The sequence below is a fragment of the Streptomyces sp. NPDC047072 genome, assembly GCF_040643855.1.
Lineage (GTDB): Bacteria > Actinomycetota > Actinomycetes > Streptomycetales > Streptomycetaceae > Streptomyces.
On sequence record NZ_JBEYVC010000256.1, the window covers coordinates 1 to 11646 of the forward strand.

Genomic DNA, 11646 nt, shown 5'->3' on the forward strand with positions numbered 1-11646 from the left:
CGTCCGTCAGTTCATGCCGCCGCACCATAAAACGCCCCTGCCCAGACGGGGCACTGATCCACCCACCCAAACAAGAGCCATCAGAAGCGACCTAGGGCCTGTCCGGCGGATCAGGCCGGCTGCAAGGGGCGGTGCTGATGAGTGCAGGTGAGCGGGGCTGGGTGCGTCTGGCTGCAAGGCGGAGGAGCCGTGCCGATCAGCCGCCGCCGCGGCGGGCGACGCGATGGGGGCACCTCCCGCGCGAGGTTGTTCGAGCGTGGGGGAGTCGGCGAGTGACGACAACGCGGCTGGGGGCACCTCCCACGCCCTTGAGGCAGTGGGGGAGGGCGTGCCCCGCCCCGCGACGCCGGCATGATCCGCCGGACAGGCCCTGGCCCTGACGGGAGTTCAGTCGCCGATGCGGTCGATCTGACGGAGCTTGTTCGTGGCGTCGAGGGCCGCGACCTTGTAGGACTCGGCGAGGGTCGGGTAGTTGAAGACGGCGTCGACCAGGTAGTCGACGGTGCCGCCGCAGCCCATCACGGACTGGCCGATGTGGATCAGTTCGGTGGCGCCGGAACCGAAGCAGTGGACGCCGAGCAGGGTCCGGTCCTCGGCGGAGACCAGGAGTTTGAGCATGCCGTGCGAGTCGCCGATGATCTGGCCGCGGGCCAGTTCCCGGTAGCGCGAGACGCCGACCTCGAACGGCACGCGGTCCTCGGTGAGTTGGTCCTCCGTCCGCCCGACGAAGCTGATCTCCGGGATGGTGTAGATGCCGATGGGCTGGAGGTTGTGCATCTGCCCGACCGGCTCGCCGCAGGCGTGATAGGCGGCGGCCCGGCCCTGTTCCATCGACGTCGCGGCCAGCGCGGGGAAGCCGATCACGTCGCCGACGGCGTAGATGTGCGGCACCTCGGTGCGGTAGTGCTCGTCGACCGTGATCCGCCCGCGCCGGTCCGCCGTCAGGCCCGCCTTGTCGAGGTCGAGGTCGTCGGTGAGCCCCTGCCGCCCCGCCGAGTACATCACCGCGTCGGCGGGGATCTTCTTACCGCTTTCCAGCACGGTGAGCGTGCCCCGCGGATGCCGTTCGACGGCGGCCACCGTCTCCCCGAACCGGAAGGTCACCGCGAGGTCCCGCAGGTGGTACTTGAGCGACTCGATCACCTCGACGTCGCACATGTCGAGCATCCCGGCCCGCTTCTCGACGACGGTGACCTTGCTGCCGAGCGCGGCGAACATCGACGCGTACTCCATGCCGATCACGCCGGCACCCACGATGACCATGGACCGCGGAACCCGCTCCAGGTTCAGGACGTTGTCCGAGTCCATGATCGTCCGGCCGTCGAACTCGACCGTGTCCGGGCGCGCGGGCCGGGTGCCGGTGGCGATCACGATGTGTTCGGCGCTCAGCAGCCGCTCATGGCCGGTGACCTCGCGCAGCGTGACCGTGTGCGGGTCGACGAAGCTGCCGGTGCCGGCGAAGAGGGCCACGTGGTTGCGGGAGAGCTGGCTGCGGATCACGTCGACCTCGCGGCCGACCACGTGCTGGGTGCGCGCGGTCAGGTCGGCGACGGTGATGTCCTCCTTCAGCCGGTAGCTCTGCCCGTACAGGTCGCGCTGGGTGAGACCGGTCAGATAGAGGACCGCCTCGCGCAGGGTCTTGGAGGGAATGGTGCCGGTGTGGATGGAGACCCCGCCGACCATGTCGGGGCGGTCGACGATGGCGACCCGGCGGCCCAGCTTGGCCGCGGCGATGGCGGCTTTCTGGCCACCCGGACCGGATCCGATGACGAGCATGTCGAAGTCGGGCACCCTCGGAAGTCTGACAGCCCGCACACCCCTTCGGAAAGGGTGAGCGGTAAACCTTGGGCGCCGCGAACTCCCCCAGGTGACCGGGACGTTACGGCCCGCCCTCCCGGTATCTGTCGCACGCCCGGCCCCGCCGCGCCACAATGAGGCCATGGGCCACCGACTCGCCGACGCGAGCACCCCGGCCCGGCTGGCCGCCCCCGACGAGGGCATCGGCCGGGACGAACTGGCGCTCGCCACCCGCAACCACGGCCTCCCGCTGGAGGCCCTGCGCCACGACCTGACCCCACCGGGCCTGCACTACGTCCTGACGCACTACGACATCCCGTACGTCCCCGAAGGGACCCCCTGGCATCTCGCGGTCGGCGGCCGGGTGCGCAGCCCGCTGACCCTGACCCCGGCCGATCTGCGGGCCCTGCCCGCCGTCACCACCCGGGTCACCCTGGAGTGCGCGGGCAACGGCCGCGCCCTGCTCACGCCCCGCCCGGTCAGCCAGCCCTGGCTGGTCGAGGCCGTCGGCACCGCCGAGTGGACGGGCGTACCGCTGCGGCTGCTGCTCGCCGAGGCCGGGGTCGAGGCGGACGCCGTGGACGTGGTGTGCACCGGCGCCGACCACGGCGTGGAGCGCGGTGTCGAACAGGACTACCAGCGCTCCCTGCCCCTCGACGTGGCCACCGGCACCGAGCCCGAGGTGCTGGTGGCGTACGAGATGAACGGCGCGCCGCTGCTCCCGCAGCACGGCCACCCGCTGAGGCTGGTCGTGCCCGGCTGGTACGGCATGGCGCACGTGAAGTGGCTGCGGGACATCACCGTCACCGACACACCCTTCGAGGGGTTCCAGCAGACGGTCGCCTACCGGCTCCGGCAGCACCCCGAGGACCCCGGCGAGCCGGTCACCCGCATCGCCCCGCGCGCCCTCCTGGTCCCGCCCGGCTTCCCGGACTTCATGTCCCGCACCCGGGTGGTCCGGCCCGGCGCGGTGGTCCTGGAGGGGCGGGCCTGGTCGGGGCGGGCGCCGGTGACCTCCGCCGAGGTGAGCACGGACGGCGGACACAGCTGGCACGAGGCCGAGTTGGAGCCCGACACCGGCCACCGCTGGGCCTGGCGGGGCTGGCGCTTCGCCTGGACGGCGACGCCGGGTCAGCACGTGCTCAGCGCACGGGCCACCGACGCCGACGGCCACACCCAGCCGCTCGAACAGCCCTGGAACCGCGGCGGCTTCGCCGTCAACCTGGTCCAGCGGGTCGAGGTGCTGTGCTTGGAGGACCCCGCCTGACGGACAGGCCCTAGGTGTACTGTCCAGGCAGGTTGGTCGAGTTTGTGCTCGGACAGGGCCTGAATCCTGGTGACGGGTGAAGGCCTCCGGTTGTGGAGTGGAGCTGTCGAGGAACCGCTCCGCCATCCAGGAGGCCTTCGTGTCTCACGCTAACGCTGCTTTGACTCCCCGTGCCCGTCTGCGCCTGGCGCGTCTGATTGTTGATGACGGGTGGCCGGTCGCCCGTGCGGCCGAGCGCTACGACGTGTCCTGGCCCACCGCCAAGCGGTGGGCCGACCGTTATGCCGAGTCCGGAGCCACCGCCAGGTGCGATCGGTCCTCGCGGCCGCACCGCAGCCCGGCCCGAACCCCGCAGCCCCAGGTCCGCAGGATCGTGCATCTGCGCTGGAAGCAGCGGCTGGGCCCGGTCCAGATCGCCGGCCGGCTGGGCATGTCCGCCTCGACCGTCCACGCGGTCCTGACCCGCTGTCGGATCAACCGCCTGTCCCACATCGACCGCCTCACCGGCGAGCCCGTCCGCCGCTACGAACACGATCACCCCGGCGCGATGCTCCACATCGACGTCAAGAAACTCGGCAACGTCCCCGACGGCGGCGGCTGGCGCTACGTCGGACGCGTCCAGGGCCGCAGGAACCGCGCCGCAACACCCGACAGGCCCCGCAACAAATACCGCGGACCGCTGCTCGGGACTGCATTCGTCCACACAGTCGTCGACGACCACTCCCGCGTCGCCTATGCCGAGATCTGCGATGACGAGACGGCCGCGACCGCAGTCGATGTCCTGCACCGTGCGGTGGACTGGTTCGCCGCACGCGGGGTGAGCATCGAGCGGGTCCTCACCGACAACGGCTCGGCCTACCGCTCCCGGCACTGGTCCCAGGCCTGCGCCGAGCTCGGGATCACGCCGAAGAAGACCCGGCCCTACCGGCCCCAGACGAACGGCAAAGTCGAACGCTTCCACCGCACCCTGGCCGACGGCTGGGCCCTGGGACGCTTCTACGCCAGCGAATCAGCGCGCCGCAAAGCCCTTCCGTCCTGGCTCCATCACTACAATCACCACCAACCCCACACCGCGACCGGCGGCAAACCACCCATCACCAGGTTGACCAACGTCCCTGGGCAGTACAGCTAGGGCAGCAGCTTCTCCAGTGCCGCCGGGCCCTCCGTCTCCAGTTTGCGGCGGGCCCATTCGAGGGTGTGGGGGGTGAGGTCCTTGCCGGAGGCGAGCACCACGTCCTCGGGTGTCACCTCGGTGCCGGTACGGGTGTGGAGCAGGTCGTCCGGGGTGGCACGGTCCTCGGACGGCCCGGACACGTCGGGCTGTGACGTCGGCATGGTCTGCTCCTCGGATCCGGATCGTTGTGCGGTCCCGGTGGTGTCAACGGTCCCGCTATCACCATTCATCGCGCGGGCCGACCCTGCATCCCGAGGCGCCGGGATGCTCCCGTGACCGGCCGGGCGTGTAATGGGAGGAACGGGCCCGCTCGGGGGCGGCCGGGCTCGGGTCGGCAGGGAAGACGACACCATGACCAGCACCCGGAGGGACCCGGCTCCGAAGGGCGCCCTGCGCAGGCTGGGGGAGTGGTGCGCCCGGCACTTCGTGATCGTCCTGGTGGGCTGGCTGGTCGCCCTGGTCGCCGTACAGCTGCTGAACCGGTCCTTCGGCGGGGAGTACGAGGACAACTTCTCGCTGTCCGGGGTGCAGTCGCAGGAGGGCCTGGACGTCCTGAAGCGGCACGACCCGGCGGCCGGTGGATACAGCAGCCAGATCGTCCTGCACGATGCCCAGAAGCCGTTGAACGACCTCGACTCGCAGATGTCCGGCGCGGTCACCGACCTGGGCAAGCTGCCGCACGTCCTCGCGGTCCAGAACCCGCTGACCGCGCCCGCCTCCAAGGTCGGGCCGCTCTCCTCCGACGGGAAGACCGCCTACATCACCGTCCGTTTCGACACCCAGCCCTCGACCCTCGGGGACGGCTACCTCGCCGGCGTGGACAAGGCCGTACAGCCGCTGCGGGCGGCCGGGGCCGATGTGGAGTACGGCGGACCGCTCGGTGAGCTGGCGCGGCCCGCCGCCGACGACCGGGTGAGCGAGCTGATCGGCTTCGCGGTGGCGATCGTCGTGCTGCTGGTCGGCTTCGGCAGTGTGATCGCCGCCGGCATCCCGCTGCTGACCGCCCTGATCAGCGCGGTCGGCGGGCTCGCCTGCCTCGGCCTGCTCGCCGCCGCGTTCACCTTCGCGACCGTCTCGCCGACGCTGGCCACGATGATCGGCCTCGGCGTCGGCATCGACTACGCCCTCTTCCTGATCACCCGGCACCGGCAGCACCTCATGGACGGCGCCGACCCCGTGCACGCGGCGGGCGGGGCCACGGCCACCAGCGGACGGGCCGTGCTCGTCTCCGGCTGCACGGTGATCGTCGCCCTGGCCGGACTGTCCGCGTCCGGCGTGTCCTTCATCGGCAAACTCGGGCTCGCGGCGGCCGTCACGGTCGTCTCCGCGGTGCTCGGCGCCCTCACGCTGGTCCCGGCCCTGCTGGGCCTCATCGGCACCCGGATCGACCGCTACCGGGTGCGCCGGCCGGTCGCCGAGGCGGGCTCAACGCCTCAAGGGACCTGGCACCGGTACGCCCAGCGGGTCGAGCGGCGCCCCTGGCGCTACCTGGCCGCCGGTGTCACCGCCGTCGTGGTCCTCGCGATCCCGGTCTTCTCGATCCAGCTCGGCCACATCGGCGACGGCGCCGACCCCACCTCCTTCACCGACCGGCGCGCCTACGACCGGATGACCGACGCCTTCGGCCCCGGCTCCAACGGGCCCCTGACCGTCGTACTCGATCAGACGTCCGTGCCGTCCTCGCAGCGCGCGGATCTCGCCGACAAGGCGCAGAAGACCCTGAACGACGTGTCAGGGGCGGCCGCGGTCACCCCGCTGACCCCCACCAAGGACGGCGACGTGCTGATCGGCACCGTCTACTCCAAGGAGTCCCCGCAGAGCGCCGCCACCACCGGCCTCACCAACCGGCTGGTCGACGACACCCTGCCCGCCGCGGTCGCCGGAACCGACGCACGGGGCTACGTCACCGGCACGACCGCCGCCCAGGTCGACTTCCGGGACATCGTGTCGAGCAGGCTGCCGCTGATCATCGGCGTGGTCGTCGCGCTCGCCTTCCTGATCATCCTGGCGGTCTTCCGGGGCCTCCTGGTGGCCCTGAAGGCGGCCGTCCTCAACGTCCTGTCCATAGCGGCCTCCTACGGTGTCGTCGTCGCCGTCTTCCAATGGGGCTGGGGCGGGCCCGCGCTGGGGGTCTCGGGCAAGGTGCCCATCGAGAGCTATGTGCCGATGATGATGTTCGCGATCATCTTCGGGCTGAGCATGGACTACGAGATCTTCCTGCTCTCCCGGGTCCACGAGGCCTGGCTGCGCACCGGGGACGCCAAGGCCTCGGTCGCCCACGCCCTGGAGATCACCGCGCGGGTCATCACCTGCGCGGCGCTGATCATGGTGAGCGTGTTCGCCGCGTTCATCGTCAGCGACAACATCGTGGTCAAGATGCTCGGACTGGGGCTCGCCGTGAGCGTGCTGATCGACGCGACCGTCGTACGGCTGCTCATGGTCCCGGCCGTGATGACCCTGCTGGGCCGGCACGCCTGGTGGACGCCCCGGTGGCTGGACCGGGTCCTGCCGCACATCGACGCGGAGGGCGAGCACGAGGTCAGTCCGGCCGCGGCTCCCCGGGAGCGAGAACCAGCATCGTGACGTCGTCCGGGAGGGCCGGGGCGTAGCGGACGAGGTCGGCCCAGACCCGCTCGGTGAGGTCCGCGGCCCCGGCGAAATCCGCCAGCCGCTCCAGCAGGGGGTAGAAGGCGCCGGTGCGGTCCCGGGCCTCCCACACGCCGTCCGAGGCGAGGAAGAGACGGTCGCCGGGGAGCAGCGGGACCGTCACCCCGGCGGGCGGCGAGGCGTCGGACAGGCCCAGGCCGAGCGGGCTGCCCGCCGGGACGTCCAGGGCCACGGCCCGGCTCGCGCGCAGCAGCACGGGCGCCGGATGACCGCAGGCCACGAACCGCACCCGCGTCCCGTCCGCCGCGAACTCCAGCAGCAGCGCCGTCGCGAACAGCTCCGAGTGCCGTACGGCGGCGGAGTCCACGACGAGCCTGCGGTCCAGCCGCGCGGCCAGCGACTCGGGGTCCGGCTGGTCCAGCACGGCCTCCCGGAAGGCGCCGAGCAGCGAGGCGACGGTCGCGACGGCGGACAGGCCGTGCCCCTGGACGTCCCCCATCACCGCCCGGACCCCACCGGGCCCTTCCCGCACGTCGAAGAAGTCCCCGCCGACCAGCGTCCCGCGCTGGGCAGCCCGGTACAGGCCCGCGCACCGCACCGGCCCCACCCGCTCCGGCAGCAGCGGCACCACCGCGCGCTGCGCGGCCTCCGCGACCGCCCGCTCGGTCACCAGCTGGGCGTCCCGGCGGCTGCGCACGAACGACACGAGCACGCTGAGGGCCGCGACGAAGCCGACGGTCAGGACGTCGGTGGTGCCGGGATCGTTGAGCCGGAACGCCGGCACGTTCAGGACGACCACCACGGCCACGCCCAGCACCGCGGTCGCCGCCGGACCGTACGACAGCACGGCCAGCGGCGGGATCGCGCCCAGCAGGAAGCCGATGTCGAGCGGATCGGGGCTCGCCAGGGTCGCCACGCACACTCCGGTGAGCAGCGCGGCCGGCAGCACCCGCACCCAGCTCGGCGGCGGCGCGCCCCTCAGCCAGCTCCGCCGGTCCCGGTCGAGCCGCACCGCCCGACCACGCACTCCGCTCACACCACTACGCTGCTACGGCGCGCGCGGCGGCGCATGTTCTTGGGCGAACGCGCAGCCTGTCTTTAGAACGGCGTCGGCCTCGGCGTCGGTCAGAACGGGGTCAGCGTCAGCCGTATCCCCGTCGGCGCCGTGTCCTGGATGTACGAGGCGTGGTCGGCCACGTCGTCGAAGGCGAAGCCGTACGCCTTGCCGTCCGCCGTGGCCGCGTGCATGGCCTTGGCGTAGTGGTTGGTGAGCGCGGTCCGGTAGAAGGTTCCGGCGTCGGTGGTCGGCTGGGCGGCCTGGGAGAGCAGCGTCGACCGGTTGAACCCGGCACCGAGCACGGCCGCGACCGGGCCGGTCGTGCCGTCGTTCGGCGCGGCCAGGCTGCCGTCGCAGAACAGCACGTCCCGGGTCGACGGCCGTGCGAAGGAGACCTGCGCGGGCCCGGTGAACACCAGCTGCTCGCCCCGCACCCGGCCGGTGAACGCACCCGCGTTCGTCGTCACCGTCAGATCCCGGCCGGTGTACGTGCTCCACACCTCGTCGATGTACGGCGCGAAGTAGTCCTTGGCGAACAGTCCCGCGTCCAGACCGTGCCCCGGCGCGATGACCCGCGTGTCGTCCACGACCAGCGGCGCGAACTCCGGCACCTCGCGCACGGCGGCGAAGGCACCGGCCCGCCCGGAAGCACGCAGCGTCCCCGTCGTCTGGTCCCGCGCGCCGGTCAGCCGGATGCTCAGGGGCACGCTGAACATGTCGACCATGGTGGTGTTGCAGAACATCCCCGCCGCGTTGTGCGTGAACTCGGCGCAGTCGTGCAGCACCGGGTAGTTGGGGTCGGAGGTCACCCATCCCGCCGGGTACTGGAGCGCGGGGTTGCCGTTCCCGTCGGCCACCGCCTTGAGCTTCAGCTTCGCGCCGAGGGAGACGTAGATGCGGCCGGACATGTAGGGGAGGGTGAGGGTGGTCTCGCCGTTGCCCGCCAGGCTGATCGCGTAGTCGGTGTAGCCGTCGGCGCCGTTGTCCGAGAGGGCGATCGGAGCGAGCGTGCCGTCCGGGGTGGCCCGCACCTGACGGCCGTCCAGGTTGCCGACGACGTACAGGTGGACGTTGGCGTTGTCGAAGGCACCGGTGTTGTTCACGACGGTCAGGGGCAGCGCGCCGGCCGCGGTCGTACCGGCGAGGGCGTGGGGGGCCACCGCGGCGACGGCGGGAGCGGCGACCACCGCACCGCCCAGGGCGAACAGCAGCTTGCGGCGGCCGAGGCCACGCTGGTGGCGAGGGGTCATGTGGGGGATCTCCTCGGGTCGTTGAGAGCGCTCTCAGGGGGTGAACGTTGCCCGATGCTACGGATGGCCGGGGCGTCGGCATACAGCGCGGACGGTGCTTAATCCGCTGTTAAGGGCCGCTTAAGCGGTGGGGCGTGTGGTGCGTGTGCGGTGCGTGTGTGGTGCGTGTGTGGTGTGCAAATCCGATGGACAGCGCTCTTGGAGATCGCGTAAGTTCGGGCACCACGCCCCGAGACGACGGAAGGAGGCGAGTGCCGTGCAGTCCACATCGACCCCGCGCTCCCTTTTCGTCGCCCCGGCGTGCCTCGTCTGACCGGGAGCGCTTCACGCCGTACGCATCCCGGAGGAATCCACCCATGACCGATCTGGTCATCCGTGCGCTCACTGAGCGCGACGCTTCCCTCTTCGACGAGCTTCCCGACCCGCTCGGCGCCCGCGAGGCCCACCGCGCCACTCACCACCGCCCGGACTGGAAGCGCGTCGCCCTGCGCGACGGCAAGGTCGTCGCCCGCGGCGCCTGGTGGGGCGGCCCCGACGACGAACACCCCGTCAACATCAACTGGTTCGACGTCGCCGAAGGCGAGGAGGAGGCCGGAGCGGAACTCCTGCGCACCGCCCCCTGGCAGGTCGAACTCGAGCTGAACCTGCCCCCCGACTGGCGCGAGGACCCGCTACGGCGGGCCGCAGCCGAGGCTCGCTTCAGCTCCGTACGCGAAGGCGGTTACGAACTCCTGGTCGAGCGCTACCTGTACCGCTGGACACCGGAGCACGGGCTGCCCGAGCGGCCCGGGCGTCTGGAGTTCCGGCCCGAGGACGACGACGCCCTCTTCTTCGACCTGTTGCGACGTATCCACTCCGCCACCCTCGACGCGCACGCCCTCCTGGCCATCGAGGAGGGAGGCCTCGACAAGGCGGCGCAGGAGGAACTCGACTTCTTCCACTGGTGTCCCTCGCCCCGCGAGTGGTGGCAGATCGCGTGCACCCCGGAGGGAGACGTGGTCGGCATCCACATTCCGGCGTACAACCCGTCCGGCCCCTGCATCGGGTTCATCGGGGTCGTACCGGAGCAGCGGGGCCACGGGTACGCCTACGACCTGCTCGCCGAGTGCACGCACTACCTGGTCGAGCACGGCGCGGAGTTCGTCGCCGGGGCAACCGACCGGGGGAACTTCCCCATGGCCGCCAACTTCGACAGGGCGGGCTATCCCGTCGTCCGGGAGCGACTGAACTTCCGGCCCGTACGGACGCGTTGAGCCGCGCCGCCACCCGGCACCGACGGGCGGTTCGGACCGGTTGTCAGTGCCGGGTGGCATGCTGATCGTCGGTGGGTGCGGAGTGGGTGCGGTGTCGTCGTCGGTGGTCGGAGGAGCGGGCGTGGGGTTCGAGGGCGAGGTCTGGCAGGTGCGCAGCGGTGACGACGGCGTCGGGGAGATCCTGATCGACGACGCCGACTTCCCCTGGCTGTCGGGCCGCTTCACGGCCGGCCCGGCGTACGAGTCGGTACGGGAGCTCTTCGCCCGCGAACTCGCCTTGATCGAACGGGACGACGAGGACAGACGGGAGGAGTGGGAGGCGGCCTACGACGAGATCACACGGCGTGTCTCCCTGGTCGCACCGGACGGCCCGGTCGCCGAGTTCCTGCTGCACATCGAGGGCGACCGGGCCTGGTTCCGGTGGAGCGACGAGCCGTTCGAGAAGGACTAGACGGTCGTGACCGACTCGGGCTCCCGGCTGGAGCGCGCGTCCCTGACGAAGACGAGTCCGTCGAGATCGGTCAAGTGGGCCGGATCCAGCGGGGAGTAGCCGAACCAAGGGGAGACGCGGGGAGCGAGAGGTGTGTCGTCGTGGACGGCGGCCAGTCGGCGGGTGTCCACGACATACCGGTCCTGTGGGAGCGCGTACAGCAGCCCTTCGACGGTGGTCGCAGGCGGGACGTCCACTCCGTGGTGGCGGATCGTGCCGAGCGCCGTGGCCAGGAAGGCGTACTCCTCGCCCAGTCGGCTGCTGACGATCGCTCCCGCACTCCACCACTCCAGCGGCAGTCCGCCCATCCGCATGCTGCCCCTGGCCCGCTGGAGATGCCCGTTGTGGGCGAACACCAGCGCCGGGCCCCGCTCGGCGAGGGCGAGCAGGTTGGCGGCCATCATCGACGCCCGGCCGGCCAGCAAGTGGGCCAGGCGGACAGGTGACGGGTCCGCCATCGCGTGGTGGTACCGGAGCAGGCCGGTGGCCGTACGGCCGTACAGGCGCGCCCGGTCCCAGTCGTCCCGTGAGGTCGCCGCGATCAGGTGCGGGGTCTGTGCGTCGAGCAGAGCCGTCAAGTCGTCGGTGAGGAGCCGCAGTTGCCGGGCCTCGGGGCTCCGACCCACGGACCGGGACGAGTCCCGCATCGCGGCGGGCTCGGTCCACCGCTCGTCGGGGCCGAGCAGGTGGTCGAGGGGGCGCCGGGCGCCGCGGGACCTCGCGGTGATCGGTGTCGACGACATTCCCGCTG

10 protein-coding genes are annotated in these 11646 nt (G+C 71.5%); 5 read left to right on the forward strand and 5 right to left on the reverse strand.

Annotated features, from left to right (window positions below; translation table 11 throughout):
• Positions 1-387: 387 nt before the first annotated feature.
• Positions 388-1791: a Si-specific NAD(P)(+) transhydrogenase gene (sthA, locus tag ABZ896_RS49635; RefSeq protein ID WP_360945052.1), complete on the reverse strand. Its 1404-nt coding sequence runs from the start codon at positions 1789-1791 to the stop codon at positions 388-390.
• 148 nt (positions 1792-1939) lie between these two features.
• Here sthA and ABZ896_RS49640 point away from each other — a divergent pair, with 148 nt between their 5' ends.
• Positions 1940-3064 (forward strand): sulfite oxidase, encoded by a 1125-nt coding sequence (locus ABZ896_RS49640; RefSeq protein ID WP_360945055.1) that lies wholly within the window; start codon positions 1940-1942, stop codon positions 3062-3064.
• Positions 3065-3203: 139 nt separating this feature from the next.
• Positions 3204-4196 carry an IS481 family transposase gene (locus tag ABZ896_RS49645; protein WP_360945058.1) on the forward strand — a complete coding sequence of 331 codons (993 nt, stop codon included), beginning with the start codon at positions 3204-3206 and terminating at the stop codon, positions 4194-4196.
• Here ABZ896_RS49645 and ABZ896_RS49650 read toward each other — a convergent pair.
• Positions 4193-4399, reverse strand: coding sequence for a hypothetical protein (locus tag ABZ896_RS49650; RefSeq protein WP_360945061.1), 207 nt, complete (start codon positions 4397-4399; stop codon positions 4193-4195). The two genes, ABZ896_RS49645 and ABZ896_RS49650, sit on opposite strands and share 4 nt — an antisense overlap.
• Before the next feature lie 190 nt (positions 4400-4589).
• Here ABZ896_RS49650 and ABZ896_RS49655 point away from each other — a divergent pair, with 190 nt between their 5' ends.
• Positions 4590-6821, forward strand: coding sequence for an MMPL family transporter (locus ABZ896_RS49655; RefSeq protein WP_360945064.1), 2232 nt, complete (start codon positions 4590-4592; stop codon positions 6819-6821).
• Here the strand turns inward: ABZ896_RS49655 and ABZ896_RS49660 are convergent.
• Both ABZ896_RS49660 and ABZ896_RS49665 read right to left on the reverse strand, forming a co-directional pair.
• The gene (locus tag ABZ896_RS49660) at positions 6778-7881 is read right to left on the reverse strand and encodes a PP2C family protein-serine/threonine phosphatase (protein WP_360945067.1); all 1104 of its coding nucleotides are present in this window, start codon (positions 7879-7881) and stop codon (positions 6778-6780) included. The two genes, ABZ896_RS49655 and ABZ896_RS49660, sit on opposite strands and share 44 nt — an antisense overlap.
• A gap of 89 nt (positions 7882-7970) precedes the next feature.
• Positions 7971-9152, reverse strand: a complete 1182-nt coding sequence (locus ABZ896_RS49665) for a beta-1,3-glucanase family protein (RefSeq protein WP_360945070.1) — start codon at positions 9150-9152, stop codon at positions 7971-7973.
• A 356-nt stretch (positions 9153-9508) separates the two neighbouring features.
• Between ABZ896_RS49665 and ABZ896_RS49670 the strand changes: the two genes are divergently transcribed.
• Positions 9509-10405 carry a GNAT family N-acetyltransferase gene (locus tag ABZ896_RS49670; protein ID WP_360945073.1) on the forward strand — a complete coding sequence of 299 codons (897 nt, stop codon included), beginning with the start codon at positions 9509-9511 and terminating at the stop codon, positions 10403-10405.
• A gap of 121 nt (positions 10406-10526) precedes the next feature.
• The gene (locus ABZ896_RS49675) at positions 10527-10856 is read left to right on the forward strand and encodes a hypothetical protein (protein ID WP_360945076.1); all 330 of its coding nucleotides are present in this window, start codon (positions 10527-10529) and stop codon (positions 10854-10856) included.
• Here ABZ896_RS49675 and ABZ896_RS49680 read toward each other — a convergent pair.
• A partial coding sequence (locus ABZ896_RS49680; protein WP_360945079.1) for an erythromycin esterase family protein occupies positions 10853-11646 on the reverse strand: 794 nt, incomplete at its 5' end. The genes ABZ896_RS49675 and ABZ896_RS49680 overlap by 4 nt on opposite strands.